General features: G+C 34.2%; 13 protein-coding genes and 3 pseudogenes. 4 read left to right on the plus strand and 12 right to left on the minus strand.

Translation table 11 applies throughout. The features are described from left to right. Positions 1-126: 126 nt before the first annotated feature. The 3 genes from B5P42_RS17585 to B5P42_RS17595 form a co-directional block, all read right to left on the minus strand. Complete coding sequence (locus B5P42_RS17585) at positions 127-999, minus strand: ankyrin repeat domain-containing protein (RefSeq protein ID WP_080784667.1); 873 nt, start codon at positions 997-999, stop codon at positions 127-129. Between the two features lie 289 nt (positions 1000-1288). Beyond that, positions 1289-1792, minus strand: a complete 504-nt coding sequence (locus B5P42_RS17590) for a nitrous oxide reductase accessory protein NosL (RefSeq protein WP_113734792.1) — start codon at positions 1790-1792, stop codon at positions 1289-1291. 136 nt (positions 1793-1928) lie between these two features. After that, positions 1929-2183: a hypothetical protein gene (locus B5P42_RS17595; RefSeq protein ID WP_044444441.1), complete on the minus strand. Its 255-nt coding sequence runs from the start codon at positions 2181-2183 to the stop codon at positions 1929-1931. A gap of 254 nt (positions 2184-2437) precedes the next feature. On the opposite strand from B5P42_RS17595, the gene B5P42_RS17600 reads away from it, so the two are divergent. Continuing rightward, positions 2438-3742, plus strand: a complete 1305-nt coding sequence (locus tag B5P42_RS17600) for a CitMHS family transporter (protein WP_113734793.1) — start codon at positions 2438-2440, stop codon at positions 3740-3742. 69 nt (positions 3743-3811) lie between these two features. On the opposite strand, the gene B5P42_RS17605 is transcribed toward B5P42_RS17600, so the two are convergent. The 7 genes and pseudogenes from B5P42_RS17605 to colA form a co-directional block, all read right to left on the minus strand. Next, the gene (locus tag B5P42_RS17605) at positions 3812-4504 is read right to left on the minus strand and encodes a response regulator (protein WP_044444439.1); all 693 of its coding nucleotides are present in this window, start codon (positions 4502-4504) and stop codon (positions 3812-3814) included. Beyond that, positions 4504-6114, minus strand: coding sequence for an ATP-binding protein (locus B5P42_RS17610; RefSeq protein WP_113734794.1), 1611 nt, complete (start codon positions 6112-6114; stop codon positions 4504-4506). The genes B5P42_RS17605 and B5P42_RS17610 overlap by 1 nt, the downstream gene beginning before the upstream one ends. 308 nt (positions 6115-6422) lie before the next feature. Then, entirely contained in the window at positions 6423-7370 is a 948-nt protein-coding gene (locus B5P42_RS33405; RefSeq protein ID WP_370445716.1) for a methyl-accepting chemotaxis protein, read from the minus strand. Further along, positions 7365-8399: pseudogene (locus tag B5P42_RS33410) on the minus strand (HAMP domain-containing protein); the annotation flags it as partial. The gene B5P42_RS33405 and the pseudogene B5P42_RS33410, both read right to left, overlap by 6 nt. Positions 8400-8658: 259 nt before the next feature. Further along, positions 8659-10233: a flotillin lipid rafts scaffold protein FloT gene (locus B5P42_RS17620; RefSeq protein WP_113734796.1), complete on the minus strand. Its 1575-nt coding sequence runs from the start codon at positions 10231-10233 to the stop codon at positions 8659-8661. 12 nt (positions 10234-10245) lie between these two features. After that, entirely contained in the window at positions 10246-10794 is a 549-nt protein-coding gene (locus tag B5P42_RS17625) for an NfeD family protein (RefSeq protein WP_113734797.1), read from the minus strand. Positions 10795-11193: 399 nt separating this feature from the next. Next, entirely contained in the window at positions 11194-14091 is a 2898-nt protein-coding gene (colA, locus tag B5P42_RS17630; RefSeq protein ID WP_113734798.1) for a collagenase ColA, read from the minus strand. 226 nt (positions 14092-14317) lie between these two features. On the opposite strand from colA, the gene opuD reads away from it, so the two are divergent. Then, positions 14318-15868, plus strand: a complete 1551-nt coding sequence (opuD, locus tag B5P42_RS17635; RefSeq protein WP_113734799.1) for a glycine betaine transporter OpuD — start codon at positions 14318-14320, stop codon at positions 15866-15868. Positions 15869-16089: 221 nt separating this feature from the next. Here the strand turns inward: opuD and B5P42_RS17640 are convergent, their stop codons facing one another. Continuing rightward, the gene (locus B5P42_RS17640; RefSeq protein ID WP_113734800.1) at positions 16090-18918 is read right to left on the minus strand and encodes a leucine-rich repeat domain-containing protein; all 2829 of its coding nucleotides are present in this window, start codon (positions 18916-18918) and stop codon (positions 16090-16092) included. 128 nt (positions 18919-19046) lie between these two features. After that, positions 19047-19199, minus strand: a pseudogene (locus tag B5P42_RS17645) (sporulation protein YhbH); the annotation flags it as partial. A 220-nt stretch (positions 19200-19419) separates the two neighbouring features. On the opposite strand from B5P42_RS17645, the pseudogene B5P42_RS17650 reads away from it, so the two are divergent. Continuing rightward, positions 19420-20093 (plus strand): annotated as a pseudogene (locus B5P42_RS17650) (IS6 family transposase). A gap of 33 nt (positions 20094-20126) precedes the next feature. Next, the gene (locus B5P42_RS17655; RefSeq protein WP_258397506.1) at positions 20127-20672 is read left to right on the plus strand and encodes an acyl-CoA thioester hydrolase/BAAT C-terminal domain-containing protein; all 546 of its coding nucleotides are present in this window, start codon (positions 20127-20129) and stop codon (positions 20670-20672) included. The last annotated feature ends 212 nt before the right edge of the window (positions 20673-20884 follow it).

Genomic DNA, 20884 nt, shown 5'->3' on the forward strand with positions numbered 1-20884 from the left:
TCCATCCATTTTTTCAAAACAAAAATCCCATTTAAATACACATTACTGAATCCATCATACTAAAATGACTTCTTCATTCTGTCTATCTAAATGGGATTATTTCGTGCTTTTTATTTCTTCAGCTTGTTATTCCGCCAGTTGTGGTTGCGGCTGTACTACTTCATTCGCTCCAGCTATCCTCAACATATTCGCAATATCTTTAAAACCTCTTTTTTCAGCATATTGCAGCGGCGTAATATTTTCCTTATTGGCCATATTTACATCTGCCCCGTGGTCAATAAGCATTTGAATTACTTTCTTATGACTTTCACTACCATTTCCTAATACAATTGCTTCTAATAAAGCTGTTCCACCACGTTCATTCTTATAATTCACATCAATATCTGTATGCTCTAATAATTCTTTAACAACCTCTACATGGCCACGCTCAGATGCAGAAATAAGTGCTGTTCCACCTGACTTAGTCGTTTCCTTCGTATTAACTCCTGCATTAATTAATACTTTTACAATATCCGCATATCCTTCTCTACTTGCATAAAGAAATGGATTGCTTTGTTTTTCGTCTTGAATTTCAATATCAGCACCCGCATCAATTAATGCTTTAACTGTCTCTACATGATTTTGATACGTCGCTGCAAGGACAGGCGTTTCTCCGTTGTCACCTTCTACATTGATATTCGCTCCATCTTGGATCAGCTTCATAGCTGTTTCTGTGTCTCCAAGCGTCGCAGAAAGTAGCAACTGTTTGTCCATTAAATTTATACTTTTTTCTTCTTTAGATTCTTCCTGTTCTTTATGCTTTTCTTTTTTCTTTTCGTTTTTCACATGAACCGGTTTTGATTCTGGCTCCTCTTGCTTATCGCAAGCCACTACCGTCATTAAAAGTCCTAATAACATACATAATAAAATTTTTTGTTTTCTCACAACTACAGCTCCTATGAAAGATAATGTTTTCTTAACCATTCCTCCATCACATACAATAACTCTTCTTGAGTACATTTATCCATAAGCCCTTTAGATTCCTTCTTTAATCGGATTATCTTAAACTTATACTATGTTTCTCAACCTATTGGAATGATACGCCTGATGGCCTCATCATTAACATTATGAAGCAATTAGTTTAGCACGTTTTTACCGCATTTGTATATATTTCTAAAAAGTACATAAATGATTGCTTTAGGTTACTATATTCCATTGTAACCGTTCTTCTAAAATTTTTATACCTTTTCTATATTTGCACCTGAGTAATAATAGAAAAAGACAACTATATAGTTGTCTTTTTCTATTATTAATGATGCCCACCGTGATTCCCTGTTTTCGGTTTTCCCATCATCTCTTTATTCATTTCCCATTTATGCTCTGATAGCTCTTTATACGAAAGAACTTTCCCCTTATAGTTAGATACAAAACTCTCTGCATCTTTTTTATTTTTAAATGAAATGACATTATAAGCCATCGGTGTCGTTATTGTTTTATCATATACGTAAGTCGCATCTTCTAATGAAATCCAATCTTTTGAATCATAATCGCGAACAAATTTTTCTTTCATCTTTTCACTTGGATTAATCTCCATCCATTTATACATACAACCGATATCATCAAACTTTAACGCTTTTCCACTTTCTAAAATGATTTCTGTTGCAAATTGATTATCCATTACCCCGATTTGGCAAATATCACATTTATCATGTTTCTCATTAATTGCCACAGCTTTTATTTCCTGTTTTCCACATCCTACTACCATAAAGATGAAACATACACATATAACAAGTACGACATATTTTACCCTCATTAATATTCCTCCCTAAAAACCGTATACTCCACGAAAAGAATACCAAAAGGTTGTGTGAGATTTGTGAAAAAACAATGTTCTTTTTGTAATATATGGAACAAAAAAGAGATGTGCAGTTACTTCTACACATCTCTCATCATTCACAACCAGTAATTAATAAATCATCTTCTAACTTAACTAATAATGTATCCGTATCAATTTCCTGTCCAACTTCTACATTTACTAATCTTATATTTCCACTGATCCCTACTACGATTTCTTCAATCTCACCGTCATTTTTTCGGATCATCATTAACTTTTCCCATTCATATACGTAAGAGGATTCATTAATAAAAATCTCCTCTACTTTTCCTTTACACGAACTATAAATTTCTTCTATTCTTGTTTGCATTCAAAATCTACTCCCTACTTCACGCTTCGCTATTTCCATCTTATTCTATCATTCTTGTACGAAGGCATTCATCTTTTTAAAAATTCAAAATTACCCTGTGAACAAAATGATCAAAATAAAGATTATGCTTCTAATGATGTTATTTTTCAAATTATTTACCATTCCAATTGAACCTTTTATTATAAACAAAAAACCTTTTATCTGAATTTTTATTTTATTTTGAAAGCGTAATCATTTTTTGAGGGGGAGATTACATGGTAGCATTACTCGGATTTACAATGGTATTTGTCTTTATGTTTTTGATTATGACGAAACGTATGTCTGCACTAGTAGCATTAATATTAGTTCCAATTATTTTCGCATTAATTGGTGGCTTTTATGCCAATATGGGCCCGATGATGTTAGAAGGAATTCAAAAGCTAGCACCTACTGGTATTATGCTTATGTTCGCCATTTTATATTTCGGAATTATGATTGATAGCGGTTTATTTGATCCTGTTATTAGTAAAATTTTAAAATTTGTAAAAGGTGATCCTTTAAAAATTGTTGTTGGTACAGCTATTCTTACTATTATCGTTTCATTAGATGGGGACGGAACAACAACATATATGATTACAGTTTCCGCAATGTATCCACTATATAAACGTCTTGGAATGAATCCACTTATATTAGCTGGGGTTGTTATGTTAGGAGCAGGTGTTACAAATCTTACACCTTGGGGTGGACCAACTGCTCGGGTTATGAGTGCTCTTGGACTTGATACATCAGAGCTCTTCACACCACTTATACCAGGAATGATTGCTGGTGCAATTTGGGTAGTTTTCGTTGCCTATTATCTTGGAAAAAAAGAAAGAAAACGTTTAGGAATTATGGATGTACAATATTTAAAACAAATGCAAACAATGGATGAGCAAGCTGCGACAGTTGAAGCTGCCGTGCATAAACGCCCTAAACTTCTATGGATTAACTTTTTATTGACCGCTACATTACTTGTCTGTCTCATACTAGAAGTTATGCCGCTACCTGTTCTATTTACAGTCGCTTTTGCTCTTGCTGTTATGATTAACTATCCTAACTTAGAACAGCAAAAAGAGCGTATTGCGTCTCACGCTGGAAACGTATTAGCGGTTGTTTCTCTCGTCTTTGCTGCTGGAATTTTCACAGGTATTCTATCTGGAACAAAAATGGTAGATGCAATGGCTCAAAGTGTTGTTACTCTTATACCAGATGCACTTGGCCCCCAACTTCCAATTATTACAGCTTTACTAAGTATGCCGTTCACATTTTTCATGTCTAATGATGCCTTTTACTTCGGTGTATTACCTATTTTAACGAAAGCTGCTGCCGCTTACGGAATTAGTGCAGCAGAAATGGGACGTGCTTCGTTACTCGGTCAACCTGTTCACTTACTGAGTCCCCTCGTGGCTTCCACTTATTTATTAGTCGGAATGGCCAAGGTTGATTTTGGTGAACACCAACGATTCACTTTACTTTGGGCTGTTGGAACGACAATGGTTATGTTGATTACTGGAATTGTAATTGGAATTATTCCAATATAAGATGAAACTAGAAAAAACAGTAGAGGAAATGTAATAATCCTCTACTGTTTTTATTGTTGTAAAAATCCCCTATGAAGAAACGCGGAAATACCTTCTTTCTGGCCTTCCCACACTTCCATATATGAGCTCCGCATGCACTTTCTTTCCAGAGATCAAATACTCTAAATAGCGCCTAGCAGTTGATCGGCTTACACCTACCATTGAACTTAGTATCTCTGCAGTAATTCCCTCTTCATTAATAGTTAGCATATGCTTTTTTATTTTTGCTAACGTTAAAGGATCGATTCCTTTTGGCGCATATTCTATTGGATTTGCCTGCACCCCTCTTTGGGACCATAGATGTTCAATCTGTTCTGAAGATAATTGAGCATTTTTCTTTAACTTCGTAATCTTCTTTTGATAACTTTCTAAACTTGTTTTAAACCGATCAAATGTAAGTGGCTTTACAATATAATCTGTTACTCCGCCTCTTAAAGCATGTCGCACTACATCCGTCTCTGATGCGGCTGTAATCATAATAATATCTGTATCATGCAAATTATGCCTAATATATGTGACGAGTTCAGTCCCTTGCATGTCAGGTAAATATACATCTAATAAAACGAGTTGTGGCTTTACAAACTCTAACCATTCTTTCGCCTGTTCCCCAGTCGTTGCTGTTCCAATTACTTTAAACCCCTCAATTTTTTCAGTAAAACGACGATGAATTTCCGCAATCCGAATATCATCTTCTACAATCAATACTTCAATCCCCTCATTCATTACAATTCGCCTCTCTCTTTCGGTAATGCAATGATAAATAAAGCACCACCTAAATCCCCTTTTTCAATCGCAATACTTCCATTTAAATCTTCCACTAACTCTTTCACTTTCGCTAATCCATATCCACGTTTTTCGCCCACTTTCGTCGAAAAACCTTTATAGAATATACTTGTAATTATTTCATCATGAACACCTTGTCCTGAATCTTCTACTTCAATTAATATTTCTTCCCCAATATCTGTTACAAACATTCTTACTTTCTTATCATGATCTTGATTTCTTTCAATTGCTTCAAATGCATTCGTGATCAAATTCCCTAAAATAGAAACAACGTAATTACTCTCAATATGCGGACTTAACTCTTCTAAACTACTTTCCCGATCTAACATAAAATCAATCTTCAACTCTCGCGCCCTATTATAAAATCCAATTAAAATCCCACCTAACCATGGATTTTGAATTCGTTTCATAATAAATTGAACGAACTCTTGATATACTGCCGTTTCCTTATGAATAAGCTCTAAAGCATCTTCATAAGACTCTAATTGAATAAGACCTGAAAGCGTATACAATAAGTTGTTATATTCGTGCGTTTGCGCCCGCAATGCCTCTGTATACTGCCGTGTTTGAGATAATTCCGCTGTTAATTGATCCATCTCAGATTTCAAGCGCAAGCTGGATACTACACCAGTTACTTTATGATTAACTTTAATAGGTAGGCGATTGGCAATAACATCCTGTCCCTTTATATTTAATTGGCGATCAAATTGTTCTTCTCCGGTTTGAAGTACATCCAGTATCGATGAATTAGGAATAACATCTAAAATAAATTCTCCCATTATATTTTGTTGTTTATCTAAGGAAAGGATATCGTATGCCGCTTGATTTACTAAACTAACCATTCCATTTTTATCGATTACTACAATCCCTTCACGTACAGATTGAATAACTGTACTATGCTCCTCGTATAAAGATGAAATTTCTTCTGGCTCCATTCCAAACATCATCCGCTTAATACTTTTTGCTAAATATACAGAGCCTATTATCCCAATTAACAGACCTGTTATTGTAATCCAAAACACACGCTTTCCATACACTTCTATCGCTCCATGAATATCATCCATTGAAAAACCAACAGATACTACACCAATAATTTCATTATCCTGATTACGAATCGGGACTTTTCCGCGTAGTGAAGGCCCTAATGATCCCGTTGCTTTCGAAACATAAGATTCCCCTTCTAATAGAACCCCTTCATTATCTCCGCCAACCATTCTCTCTCCTATTTTATCTCGCTTAGGATGCGCATAACGAATACCATCTTTATTTCCAACTACAATAAAATCAGCATCTGTTTCGATTCGAATTTTTTCTGCAATTGGCTGAATAATAGAAGCTGGATTTTCTTTTTGAAAAGCTTCCCCGATTTCCGGTATAGCAGCAACTGTTTTCGCAACATGCAGCGCTCTTTTTCCGATTTGGTCTTCTACTGTTTCAGATAATATGTAGTAAAATAAATAACTCGTTAACAGCAATACAACAAGAATAAGTGTACTAATAGTTAATGTAATTCTCGGTTGCAGTTTCAATTTCTTCAATTTCAAAATCATTCCCCTAACATTACTGAAGATAGAATTTAAAGAAAATACAGTTTTTTTAATTATCACCTTTTATCATAACACGGTTACTATATATTTCTTTATCTTTATCTTCATAAAGTGAAACTTTAATCAGTGGGGGTTTTGTTCATCCCCCACTGATTATTAGCCTTCACCAATCGGGCATCTACGGGCCGCCCGACTCCCACCTAACTTCTTTGCTCCAGCCGAATTATGAGGTGGGAGTTTTACTGCCCACAAATAGCGGGATAAAAAAAGAAACGAAGTAAAATTACTACCTCGTTTCTTAATGCTTGTTATTACACTTTAAATTTACCAATCATCTCTTGTAATTCTTCAGCCATTCGCGATAAGTGAACTGCTGCTGAATTTATTTCTTCTACTGAAGCTACTTGTTCTTCAGAGGAGCCAGCAATATTTTGAACGCTTGCTGCATTTTCTTCAATCGTTGCTGCAATTTCATTAATAGATGCACTTACTTGTTTTGCATCTACCGTCATTTGCTTCGCTACTTCTACCATACTATCAATTTGTACTACTGTATCATTTGTAGATTTCAATATTTCTACAAAGCTTTTCTTCGTTTCATTTGCAACTACAAGCCCTGATTGTACCTCTGTCCCAACTTGATTCATAGAGCTTACTGTTTCTTTTATATCAAATTGTATCTCTTTCACTAGCTTATCAATTTCCGTAGAAGATTGTCCCGATTGTTCTGCTAATTTTCGTACTTCATCGGCTACAATTGCAAAACCTCTTCCTTGTTCCCCAGCTCTTGCAGCCTCAATTGCAGCATTTAATGCTAATAAGTTTGTCTGCTCTGCAATATGTTGAATCACTTCAAGGATTGCTCCAATTTGTTTCGACTTATCATCTAATAAAACAATGACTTTATCTGACTTTGAAACAGACTCATGAATTAATTGCATTTGATTCACAGTTTGCTCAACTAACTTTCCACCATCTTCAGCTTTTTTCTTCGTATACATAGAGGCTGTAGATACTAATGAAGAACTATCTGCAACACGCTGAACTCCTTCTGTAACTTCTTCTAATAATGTTGCTCCTTCTTCAACTTCTCTCGTTTGTATTTCAGCCCCACTCGATACTTGCTCTATCGCCTGTGTAATTTGTTCCGTCGCTTCACTTGTCTGCTTCATGCTAGCTGTTAATTCTTCTGAAGATGCTGCTACATGACTTGCTGAAATATTTATATTGGAAATGACATTATGTAATGATGATGCCATCTCGTTAAAGCTTTCTCCTAACTGCCCAATTTCATCTTTAGAATGAACTGTAATTGATTCTGTTAAATCACCTTCACTAATTTTTTTCGATGATATTACAAGTTGTTTTAACGGTTTAATAATAGAAGCAATTATAAAGTAAATTAAAACCCCGCCGATCATTAATGAAATACCAATAACAGTTATCGTTTTATAGAAAATAGGCTCCGCCGCTTGAATAATTTCTTTTGAAGGCATAATTCCTGCTATTTTCCATCCAGTTTTCTTACTCGTTTTAAAAGTAATATTACGATCTTCACCATCTAATGAATAATGAAAATCACCAGCTTCCTGTTTATAAAATTCCTTACTAAGTTTCTCTTCTAATTTCTCTCCTGGCTTCAATGTCGGGTGTGCGACTACATTTTTATCTTGATCAAATATCGCTACATACCCTTCCTTACCGATATTAACCATCTTAGAAGTAGTTACAATATCATTGATAATTAAGTCAATCCCGAGAACACCACTTTTATCTTCGTTTTGTTTTGCTAGTGTAATAACAATATTCCCTGTCGTTTTTGACTTATATGGAGCAGTTACAATTACTTCTCCGCTTTTTTTCACTGCCTCTTTATACCAATCTCTTTCTGTAGGATTATATCCTTCGGGCATTTGAATAGCTGGTGATTGAATAAATTGTCCATTACTAGATCCTGTATAGATCGCTTCCATTTCTGGATGTAATTTATTATATTCTTCTAGTTTATTTTGGATGTTTTGAATTTGATCCGCTTGGTAACTTGATTGTGTAAATAATTTCGTAAAATAAGTTGCATCTACTTTTTTACTATCCAATTCCTTATTAATTACATTATCCAAAATTTTTATATTATCTTTCGCCGATTTTAAAATCGTTTCATTAAAATTTGTTCTCGCCTGCTGATAAGACGTCCAACCAATTACAATACTTGGAAGAATTAAAATAATAATAAATGACACAAGTAACTTTGTTTTTAAACTACTACTCCTTAATTTCCTTTGAAACATATTCCTACCCCTTCATACCGTTTTACATGCAACAACTTACAATTAATCTGTTTATAAAAATTATAAGATATAAATACGTTAATGAGACTCTTTATTTCTCTTTACTCATCTTTCTAAATTTAAAAGATTATTGCATACATACTTCATTCTATAAAAATTTAATAATTAAAACAATGTATAAAAATGTATATTATTCGAAATATTATAATTCACAGAAGAACCTCTAGTATCCCACTTACTAGAGGTTCTTTCCATCTTACTATTCTTTAGTTTTTTCTACTTCTTTTTCCTTATCTTCTACTACAGATACAACAGGTTTATCATTTGCTAATTGTTGTACTGCCCCTTTTCCTGCAAACCCTTCTAATAACTCTTTTAAATCAATACCAGAAGAGGCTTTTAAAGTTTCTTGCATTGTTGCCATTAAATCTGTCGCATACCCTGCAACTTTTCCGGCGCCGCTATTCTTTCCACCACCGCCTGTATCAACGACTGTAATTTTATCAATGTTGCTAAGCGGACTCGCAATTTCTTTCGCATAACTTGGAAGCATTTTAAGAACCATATCCATAATCGCGGCTTGCCCATATAATTCAAATGCTTCTGCAATTTTTTGTTTCGCTTCTGCTTCTGCTAAACCTTTTAACCTAATAACATCTGCTTCCGCTGTACCTTGCGCCTTTTGTACTTCTGCCTTTGCCTGACCTTGTGCTTTTTCAATTTCTGCTTTTGCTAAACCTTCTACACGAACTTCTTCTGCACGTGCTCTTGCTTCTGCTTCAATTTTATATTGATCCGCATCTGCTTTTTTCATTTGTTTTACTTTTTCCGCTTCGGCTGATTGTTCAACAGCATAGCGATCTGCATCTGCCTTTTTCTTTACTTCTGCATCGTATTGCTTTTCACGACGCGCAATCTCTTTTTCTTCTAACTCAATTTGCTTTTCACGCTCAATGATTTTAACTCGCATTTGCTCTTCTGTAACACCTTGTTGCGCTTTCGCTTGTTGTAATTCGTAAGAAAGATCTGCATCTGCGCGAGCTTGTTCTTGGTCCCTCTTATAAGATTGTACTTTTAATTCCTTATGTTTTTCAGCTTCAGCGATTTGTGCATCACGTTGATATTCTGCTTCTTTTGCTTCTTTCTCAGCACGAGCTTTTTCAATTCGTGCCTCTTTTTCACGCTCTGCATTCGCAACTGTTGCATCACGCTTAACCATTGCAATTTGCGGCTGACCAAGTGCATCTAAGTAGCCGTTTTTATCCATTATTTCTTTAATTGTAAAGGAAACGATACGAAGTCCCATCTTCTTTAAATCAGTCGAAGCTACTTCATGCACCTTTTGAGCGAATTGCTCTCTATTACTATAAGCATCTTCTACTGTCATAGAAGATAAAATAGCACGTAGATGCCCTTCTAAAACTTCTTTTGCTTCTACTTTTAGCTCTTCCGTTTCTTTTCCTAAATATTGTTCAGCTGCTGTAGAAACTTCTTCAATTGTCGATCCTACTTTAATAATAGAAACACCGTTTACTGTAATCGGTACACCTTGTTTCGTATACGTATCACGTGTTCCAACTTCTAATTTGTAGTTTAATAAGCTAAGAAGTTCTGCTCGTTGCATAATTGGCACAACGAAAGTACCACCACCGCGGATGATCTTAATCTTCTTTCCATCATCAGTGGTAACAACATTCTTTCCACCACCAAGCCAGTTCCCTGTTACAATTAATGCTTCATCTGGACCAACTGTACGATACTTCGTAATGAATACTAAAATGAGTAGAATTAAAATTGCGAGTAAAACTCCACCGATAATTAATGGAATCGTCATGTAAATTCCCCCTTATAATTTTGGTTTTTTTAAAGAATAAGCGATGTTTTGTACAAGCAAAACACCATCTTGGACGCCCTCAATAATGACCTCGGTTCCTTGTGAAATATCTTTTTTCCCAATTGTTTTCGCTGGTATTGCATTACTTCCAAATTGAGATGAGATTAATACTTCACCAAATCCTTCTGTAGGAATTGTCGTAATGACTTCCCCCTTGCAACCAATGAATTCATCCATACGTTGCACAGTATTTTGTTCCGCTTCTGCAATTGGTTTTAAAATTAGTATTTTCATTATGAAAATACCGATAAAAGATATAGCGAATGAGGCCCCGAAAATAACGAGACTATTATAGGAATATAAATATTCTCCTATATAACTAAGTCCACATAACATGGCGAAAAAACTAAGTAGCAACGTTACAACGGATACAGATCCACCTCCAAAACTAAATATTGATTCAAATATATCTCCAAAGAAAATATAAATAACAGTAAGTATAGTAGCGATAATAAATCCATATAAATAAATTGTTTCAAGTGGATAACCAAACAAGATCATTTCTTATCCCCCTTTCTTAAACAATCCCTTTTTTTGTTATATGTATGCCCCACCTCTTTCAAAGATTATCGTTCTTAATTTTCAGTTATTTTACTTTTTAAAAAAAACCTGTAAAACAGGCCCCTAAAAAAGAACAGGAGAAACCTATTGTGACAGGCTCCTCCTAGTAAATAACCGATATATTGTATATCTATATAATATACTATTTTCCACAAAAAGTAAAGTTAAACATACATTGGAAGAGTACTTATTTTATCCCGCTATTTGTGGGCAGTAAAACTCCCACTTCAAAATTCGGCGAATGCCAGGAATTTAGGTGGGAGATAACTGCCCATAAAAGCCCGATTGGTGTGGGCTAATAACCAGTGGGGATGAACAGAACCCCCGCTGATTAAAGTTTCACTTTACTGATAATGCGTATGTTCCATCACCATTATCATATTTATATACATACAAGTAATACTTACCTGGTTTTGCATTAAATTTTGCTTCTATATGATTTCCATTAGCTTGACCGTAAGCTGCGTAATTTTGCATATCTGATTCATGGTGAAGTACCCATGTCATCCCGATTCCATACTCATTTAAAACAGAAATATCGATATCTTTCGCTGATGCGACATTAAATGTATAAACATCGGTGTGATCCCCACCGATAAGGCTACCTTTTATAGTAGTGTTTAACCCAATACGATTTGCTTCTTCTGGACGATTATTTGGTTCTGATTCTGTTACACTTCCATCTTTAATTGTAACAGTTGTTTCGCTTCTACTCTCTTTTCCTTTATCATCTTTTACTACTAACGCTACTTTATAAGTTCCTTCTCTTTCATATGCATGTACTGGATTAACTTCTTTACTTGTTCTGCCGTCTCCAAAATCCCATAAATAAGAAACGATTTTTCCATCTTCGTCTTTTGATCCATCACTTTTGAATTGAATTCCCTCTTTTACAAACCCATTATAAGGTCCGTTTACATTAACCGTCGGAGCTTTATTTTCTCCGTCATCTTTTGCGATACCATGGAAGACTACATCATATTCAAATTCATTTGAACTATTCACACGATAATTAACGAAGTATGCTGTAACCGTTTTGTAGCCACTCCATTCTTTTTGCGTCAATTGTTCTAAAGCCTCATTTACTCTTTTACTCATTGCTTTCCAGTCTTCTGACTCACCTTTTGTTACACTACCTGTAAACGTGCCTTCTAATGTAAATGTATTAAAGAATTGAGATGTATGCTTTGTCATTTTTGTATCTTTCATAGACAACGTTTCACTAATTTCTTTCTTCACTTCTGTTAGTGCTTTTGGTGCATGTTCAGCTAAATAATCATCTGCTACTTCCGGCACATTGTACTTATCTTGATTATCAATTAGCTGCTGCATATACTCTTGATACTCTTTATTTAACTTAGAATCTTTACTTAGAGCCTCACGATACGTATCATAATTTCCCACATCATTCGCACGAATTAAATCTTGAATTTTATCAAACGTTTCAAATTGATGAGTATATAAGTAAGACTGCAATGCGAACGAGTAGTTATAGAAATCCCAAGAACCATATTTAGCAAATAGTGTACGCTCTGCTGTATAACGGCTTGCAGGATCAGATGATAATCCACTAATGATGCTCTTTCTTGGTACAACATTATTCGTACGAGTAGATCCCGCAAAAAATTCCGCATTTCCTTCTTGGAACCAAGTTAATCTTTCATTTTGATACATATCTCCTCTTCCAAATAAACCTGGAACCTCATATCTCCCTTGAAGATAATGAGTAAACTCATGACGGAATAACTCTTCTAAACTATAAATACTTTGCTCTGGCGTACGCTCATATGTAAAGAATGTGCCTGTCTCTTCAATATAAATTCCACCGTTGTTTGTTTCATATCCATACAATTGTCTATTTAACTGGTATTCGTCTGGAGTATTATAGATTACTATCGTTAATACGTCGTCTGCATTACCTTGTTCTAAAGCTTTGTCATTTCCGATCACACGGTGATATTGCGCTTTTACTTCCTTCGCAGCCCAATATAACCTTTTAATTTTTTCCTCTGATACTTTATCCCCTGTTTTGAACACAATAGATCCATCATCGAATGTGTACGTTTTTGGTAAGTACTGCTCTTTTCCTTCTTTACGTATATTCTCTAAATCTACCGTATTCCCGCTATAATCTTTCCCGTTATAGTTTGTTGTAATTTGTTCTACCGCAACAAAATACGGTTCACTTAAACTTGGATACATATGCATTGCTTGTGTAACAACCTCTAATCCTTTATTTGGATTACTATGAAACTTACCTAAACGACTAGCAAAATAAATTCCATTATTAACGAGCCATTTATTTTCTGGCGTTACTTCATTTAGAAGAGCAATACGATTTATTTCATTAATAAACCCATCTACTTTTCCATACCACATCGTTTCATTCGCTTCTTTACGAGCCTCATTTAAGTAAGACTGTATATCATAATCAATGCCTTGCATCATATCGTATACAGCTTGTCCTTTCATACGATCGTCTACATATGCATTAAAATTATCATTATATTGTTTTAAAATATTCGATGCGTATTGCACCGTTTCAACATCACTTGATGCATTACTAATTAATTTTCCGTATGCAGATACGACTGTATCTTGCTCATTTGTTCCAAGCTTAAAGTTGGGATTTTTCGCAATAGCTTTTAACGCTGGTAAACATTTGTCCTGGAAGCTTCTTTCATTTAAGTCGCTTAATTCATTATTATAAAATGCAAGATAAAAAGCTGAACGTAACACTTCAGTAAACGTTTGAATGCCTTTTGAATCATCTTTCGTAAATGTACTACCTCTATGAGCTAATTCGTCTATAATTACTTGCATTTTTCTTTTGTCTTTATAAAAAGCTTTTGCATCTTCATTAAACTGGAATAAGTCTGTAATTTGGTGCCACTTAATACTGCCTAACGTTTCAATTAATTCTTGATCATTCATTTTGTTTAAATCAGCCATTGAATAGCTTTCTTTAGCTTGCTTTACTGCCGAGTTCTTCGTAATAGATGCTGGTCGCTGTGAAAAATCTCCTACTTTTAAACGTTCTTGAAATGATAATGTTTCCTCGGCTTTAGAAGCGTGTCCGATCTCATCTACTGGTTTTTCAATTCCAACTGGTTTCGAATGCAATACATTATACGGTACCTTTTCTTCTGCTGATACATTCGTTTGAATTGCTCCGAGCGATAGAGCCATTGTACTAATACTAAGCATCACTTTATTAAACTTCGATTTCTTGTTCATATCATTGCCCCCTATTTAAATATTCCATTTACGAAATTAACATATTATCTAGATAAAATGATGTAAAATGCAATATTTCATATGATTTCTTCCTACATTTTGACCATATCGTGAACAAGATTTTCCTTATACACAGCTATCATAAAAAATGAATTTTTTGACAATTATTAGATTTATTATTATGATTAATATAATTGTTAACTTTATTAAATAAAGGTGGGATTCTATGATAAAAAAAGAAAACAGTGTATTCTATATCTCCATCTTGCTTACAACCTTATTTATTATATGGGGTGTAATTCCAGCAGGCTGGATACAAGGCTATGATTTACAAAGCGTTACTTCTTCCTTAAACTCATTTATCCTCAATAAGTTTGGTTGGTTTTACTCTCTACTTATGACCACAATGATTTTTTTAGCTGGTTATTTAGCATTTTCAAAATATGGATCCATTCGTCTTGGTAAAGATGATGAAAAACCGAAATATAGTTACCTCTCTTGGCTTTCCATGTTATTTGGAGCAGGAATGGGAATCGGACTTCTCTTTTATGGAATTACTGAACCCATTTCACACTTTGGGGCACCGCTTACTGGCGAACCTGGAACTGAGGAAAGCGCTAAACTTGCTATGCAATATTCATTTTTCCACTGGGGCCTCTTCCCTTGGTCACTTTATGCAATGGTTGCTCTAACAATTGCATATTTTACATTCCGAAAACAAAAAGGTAGTACAATTGGTGCTACAGTTACTCCATTATTTAATCGATCGAAAAATTCTCCTATTGGAAAAACAGTCGATATTTTAGCTGTTTTAGCAACTGTATTTGGGATTGTACCTTCTGTCGGAATCGGTGCACAACAAATCGCTGGAGGATTAAGCTATTTATTCCCTTCTATCAATAATACAATTGGTACACAACTCGTACTTATTGCCATTTTCACTGTACTCTATTTAACAAGTGCACAAACTGGCTTAGATCGTGGGATTAAATATTTGAGTAACTTAAACTTCTCCCTCGCCGGAATATTACTCGTTTCCTTTTTAATTTTAGGACCAACTGTCTTTATCATGAAGTATTTTACTTCTACACTAGGTTCTTATATTGGAGCACTACCAAGCATGGGATTAAATTTAGGTGCTTTTAGTAAAGAATCTTCTTCTTGGATTGAAAATTGGACTATTTTCTACTGGGGTTGGTGGATCTCTTGGTCTCCATTCGTCGGTACTTTCATTGCTCGTGTGTCTCGCGGACGTACAATTCGTGAATTTATTATCGGCGTCGTATTAATCCCAACATTCATTTGTACATTTTGGTTCGCTGTCTTTGGTGGTACAGCTATTCATATGGAAATGTTCCAATCACTTGGAATCGCTGATGAAATCGCGAAAAATGGTACTGAAATTGGGCTATTCGCTGTCATTTCACACTTACCATTCTCAACTTTCTTAACCATTATCGGCTTAATTTTAGTTGCGACATTTTTCGTTACTTCTGCTGATTCTGCAACATTTGTTGTTGCTATGCAAACGAGTAACGGAAGCTTATCACCGAAAAATAGTTTAAAACTTATATGGGGATTAACAATCGCGATAATTGCCGCTATTTTATTACAGGCAGGTGGATTGAATGCACTACAAATCGCAGCTATAATTGCTGCGCTACCATTTTCTATTGTAGTCATTCTGATGGTCACCTCGCTCTTTAAAGAGTTGCGAAAAGAAGATGTTAATTCGCAAACGAAAGAAGTTCCGCAAAAAATAAAAAAGGTTATGTAACAATTGGCACCTCAAATTACTTCTGAATCCGTAATGACTGAGGGGAAAAAGTAAATTAATAAAACCCATTCGTATGAAAGTTATATTTCATACGAATGGGTTTTTTACTCTCTCTCATACAAAAAGACATCATCATATGCATGTTTCTAATGAAACTGCCATGATAATGTCTTCTCAAAAAAGAAAAAATAGTTATATATAATAATAAGATTAAACGTTATTTACTTCTTAAATAATCTCTTTCTAAATATGAACATACTTAGTGCGGAAAGAACAAGTGTTATTCCAGAAAGTAAAGTCGATGTGCTAGCTTCACCGCCTGTTGATGCTAAAGATTTCTTACCTTCCTCTGGCTTATTAGCATGTTGTTTATTTAAATTGTCTGCTTTTCTCTCTTCGTTTTCAATAACTTGATTATTCCCTTTTGGCTTTTGATTCAATCCAGTTGCTAATTCTTTTGTTGGTTCTTTTACTTCTTCTTTTACCTCTTCAACTTCTTTTGTTGGTTCTTTTACTTCTTCTTTTGTTGGCTCTTTTACTTCTTCTTTTGCTTCTTCAACTTCTTTTGTTGGTTCTTTTACTTCTTCTTTTGTTTCTTCAATTTCTTTCGCCGGCTCTTTTACTTCTTCTTTTGTTTCTTCAACTTCTTTTACCGGCTCTTTTACTTCTTCTTTTATTTCTTCAATTTCTTTTGTTGGTTCTGTCACTTCTTCTTTTTCAACTATATTCTGGATAACTGTTCCGTTAAAGCTTATACTAGTTTCATCCGAATCTAAATCAAATTTATATACCTTTTCACCTGGAGTACTCCATTTCATTACTCCGTTATTAAACGTTCCACCCTCACTTGTTAGTTTAATATTCTCAATAGTTTCTCCTTCTAAGTCATATACCGGAACTTGAATTTCTTCATTTACTTTCGCTTCATTTAAAATGATTTTTTGTCTTCCGGCATCAATTGAAAACCATTGACCTAATTGTATTAACGGCCTTACATCACGAATCTCATTTCCAGCTAATTTTAAACTGAGTAGGTCTAACATTGAACCAAGAACTGATACATCTTTAATATGATTATCCGCAAGGTTTAACCACTGTAAATTTTCCAGTGAAGATAACGGCGTTATATCTTCAATTTGATTATGAGATACATTCACATCGTTCAACTTTTCTAAGTTCGAGATAAATTCAATATTCTTCAAACCTACTCCTTCTAAAGTGAGTTTTTCTAAGTTCGCCATGTACTCTAAACCTGTTATATCTTTTATCTCTTTCCCTTTTTCTTTAAGTATCTCTAATTTTTTAACCTGTAATAAATCTTCTTTTGTGATAGGAGCGTTTAAATTCTCTCTACCTAAATTCTCTTTATTAATATGTTGTTGTAAAGTTTTATCGAGAATTACATTTTCCTTTTGTTCATTATCCTCTTTTATTGTTTCCTTTATTTCATCTAACCTTTCAACAACATTTTGAATTACTGTTCCATTAAACTTAATACGATTCTCTTCTGGCTTTATATCCAACATAAATTCGTATATTTTTTCACCTGAAGTACTCCATTTAACGGAACCGTTATTAACTATTCCATCTTCACTCTTCAATCTAATAGTATCGAGTGCCTCTCCTTGTAAATTATAGATAGGTATTTTAACTTCCTTATCTTTTTCTACATGATCTAAAAAGATTTTCTGCCTTTGAATATCGATATACATCCTTTTTCCTAACTCTTGAACTGGTCTTACATCACGAATTTCATTCGATCCTAGTCTTAAACTATACAATCCTGTCAATTTACTAAGTGGTGTTATATCAGAAATATAGTTTTCCTCTAAATCAAGCGCTTGTACAGTAGACAGCTTTGATATGGGTGTTATATTTTCTAATTCATTTTTAGAAAGGTCTAAATCAGCTAATTTTTTCATTGCGGTAATATGCTCAATATTAGTGAGCCCATTATTACTTAGTGACAGTTTCTTCACATTTTTTAACTGATCAATTCCTTCAAGGCTAGCATTACTAACTTGATTATTTGCTAAAGTCAAAGTCTTTAAAGATGTTACTGTAAATAATGGCTTAATATCTCTTATATGATTGTTATTTACATCTAATATTTTCATATTTTTCATATGACTCAAAGGGCTTAAATCAGTAATTTTATTATTTCTTAAACTTAAATTCTCAATATGCTCTAATTCAGCCAAAGGTCCAATATCTTCGAGTTCGCTATAAGTTATGCTTGCTGATTTCAATTGTCTCAACTTCGAGATAAAATGTATATTCTCTAACTTAACTTCTTCTAACGTTAAGCTTTCTAAGTTTGTCATATATTCCAAACCGCTTACATCTTTTATTCCTTTACGTTTTGCTTCCACTACACTTAAAGATTTAACTTGTAACAAGTCTTCTTTTGTTATAGGATCATCAAGATTTCCCCTACCTAAACTATATTTATTAATATGTTGTTGTAATTTTTTGTCTCGTATTACATTTGCGTTTTCGTCTTGCTCCACTTTGTCATCCTTATTTTCCTTTTGTTCTTCCAAAGTATTATTTTCTAAACTCATCTTATTCACTTCAAACTGCACTTGATACTTATTGTCATACGCCATTGTCGGAATATAAATATGCATTTGCATATTATATCTTTTTCCTAATTCTCCAACTTCAAATTGAATAACCTTCGTCCCATTTTTCTTTTTATCCTCTGATATGACTTTTACATCATGGAATACACCAGGAGTATCAATATCCTCTGTTTTCACGTATTCGAAGAAATCACTATCACTTAACGTTGCCGTTACAATTTTCTTCCCATTCTCAATGGTTAATTTAGGATCTTTTATATAAACAGCTGCCATAGACTCTTCATTCGTTTTATCTTTATACGCTTTAATAACAGCATCATATGTACCATCTTCTAAAGCATGTCCAGTTTTGTTCGCCTCAATCGCTACGGCTGCTAAAGCAGGTGTTGAATAAACAGCGAACGGAAGTGATAACGCCGCCGCTATAACCATTGCATTTATATGTTTTCTTTTATTTTTTTTCAACTTTACATCTCCTCCGAAATATATAAATCAAAATGTAATCACTCTCGAATAAATGATAATAATTTTCATTATCATTGTCAACTAAAAAAATAAAAAGTTTACAAAAAAATAAACCCCTTCAAAAGGGGTTATGCCATTTTCTCTCCTGATTCTTCTTTAAAAAAGCTTTTCATTGCATGAAATACATCTGCTTTTTGCTTTAAAATATAATATCTGAAATTCTCATCTTTAATGTTTTTGTAGGCTGACATAAGTGTACTATGGCGGTTGTACTGGTTTAATTAGCAGGGATGTAACCAAATTTAAATATATTCTGTTCCCAAAACTCACTTGTCATGACTTTTTTGTTTTGTTTTATTCTTTTTCTTATCTTCATTAACCTCTTAGTGCATTATGTTATTCTTATCTTATGATTGGAAATACGTGGTACCACTTTCTTGGAATAACTTAGGATTATATTCATTTAAAAAAGCAAAACAACCGGATGAGCTAGGATCATAGATGGGATATTTTAAAGGAAAGCAGTTCAAACAAGATATTATTTTAATGGCCGTTGGCTATTACTGTCGTTTTTCTTTAAGCTATCGTGATGTATCTGGAATCTTAAAAGAACGTGGTGTTTCAGTTCATCCTACAACCATCATGCGATGGGTTCATGAATATGGTAACTTGATCTATCAAATATGGAAGAAGAAAAAGAAGAACGTACACTTATCTTGGAAACTGGATGAAACCTATATAAAAGTCAAAGGAAAATGGTGTTATTTATATCGAGCAATTGATAAAGACGGACAAACACTTGATATTCAACTTCGTCAAAAACGAGACAAACAAGCAGCATATGCTTTTATGAAAAGACTCGCTCGAACTTTTGGAGAACCAACGGTTCTGACGACAGATAAGGCTCCTTCTTTAGCTTCTGCATTCAAAAAATTAAAGGAGATAGGTCTTTACAAAAATACCTTTCATCGTACAATAAAGTACCTCAATAATATCATCGACATGTGAAACGTCGATTTTCCCGTTCCTTAGGCTTTCAAAGTCTTCACCATGCCTCACGTACTATTAAAGGTATAGAAACTGTTCATGCCATATACAAGCAAAAGTGAAGTCTTCAACCAAACTTCGTTTTTTCGACGTATAACGCATTACATGAATTATTAATAGTTTCATAAAACTGGTCCGCAATATTCCCCATCTCTTTATGTATTCGGAAACTTCGCAACAGAACCGCATTACTCCTTGCTTCAAAATTAGAAAAAACCGATCTCCAAGCTTTAGTTACACTATCCCCTAGTTCTCATATATTTGCTGGATTTTCCATGGAAAAAGCGTTCAACACATCTTCATGGAGCTATCAAGGGGCGCCTGTACCTTATCTTCCTTATCCGAAGACAAATCACCCCCTCTATGAAACTAGTCTCTATGATCTACATAGCGAAGCGATAAAACAATCCTCTAAGGAAACATGGGAACAAGCAAGAATTTCCGTAGAAAAAATAGAATCCCCTATGTTAGTTGTCGCAGGTGTGAAAGATTCAACTTGGCCATCAGTGGAGATGGTGGATACTATAGAAGTCCAAACTTCCTCAAAATTGATAAAAAAAGTAATACTAAAAGAAGCAGGGCATGATTTTACTCTTCCCTATTTGCCAATCGTTACAAACAATGATAATTTGCAAAAGAAAGAGATTGAATTAGCTAGACGAAAAACATGGGATAATGTACGAGAATTTCTGAAACAGACATTATAAAGAATAAGTCATACAGACTATTTAGGTACAAGTATAATTAATGTAAAAATAAAGTACGGGGTAATTTTATTTAATCTTCAGAAAAATATACTATTCCTTCTGAATTGATATGTATGGTGACCTCAATTAAAGGAATAGTATATTTTTTCCGTATTGGGGATAGTTCTTTTTATTAGCTTGATAGCGATGTGGTGCTACCCCACATCCATCAA

Origin of the sequence: Bacillus sp. SRB_331, assembly GCF_003264175.1 — a bacterium.
GTDB lineage: Bacteria > Bacillota > Bacilli > Bacillales > Bacillaceae_G > Bacillus_A > Bacillus_A mycoides.

Excerpts from the sequence above, each read along its gene's own strand:
- B5P42_RS17585 (WP_080784667.1), bottom strand. The coding sequence starts at position 999 with ATGTACTCAAGAAGAGTTATTGTATGTGATGGAGGAATGGTTAAGAAA.
- B5P42_RS17590 (WP_113734792.1), bottom strand. The coding sequence starts at position 1,792 with ATGAGGGTAAAATATGTCGTACTTGTTATATGTGTATGTTTCATCTTT.
- B5P42_RS17595 (WP_044444441.1), bottom strand. The coding sequence starts at position 2,183 with ATGCAAACAAGAATAGAAGAAATTTATAGTTCGTGTAAAGGAAAAGTA.
- B5P42_RS17600 (WP_113734793.1), top strand. The coding sequence starts at position 2,438 with ATGGTAGCATTACTCGGATTTACAATGGTATTTGTCTTTATGTTTTTG.
- B5P42_RS17605 (WP_044444439.1), bottom strand. The coding sequence starts at position 4,504 with ATGAATGAGGGGATTGAAGTATTGATTGTAGAAGATGATATTCGGATT.
- B5P42_RS17610 (WP_113734794.1), bottom strand. The coding sequence starts at position 6,114 with ATGATTTTGAAATTGAAGAAATTGAAACTGCAACCGAGAATTACATTA.
- B5P42_RS33405 (WP_370445716.1), bottom strand. The coding sequence starts at position 7,370 with ATGGCATCATCATTACATAATGTCATTTCCAATATAAATATTTCAGCA.
- B5P42_RS17620 (WP_113734796.1), bottom strand. The coding sequence starts at position 10,233 with ATGACGATTCCATTAATTATCGGTGGAGTTTTACTCGCAATTTTAATT.
- B5P42_RS17625 (WP_113734797.1), bottom strand. The coding sequence starts at position 10,794 with ATGATCTTGTTTGGTTATCCACTTGAAACAATTTATTTATATGGATTT.
- colA (WP_113734798.1), bottom strand. The coding sequence starts at position 14,091 with ATGAACAAGAAATCGAAGTTTAATAAAGTGATGCTTAGTATTAGTACA.
- opuD (WP_113734799.1), top strand. The coding sequence starts at position 14,318 with ATGATAAAAAAAGAAAACAGTGTATTCTATATCTCCATCTTGCTTACA.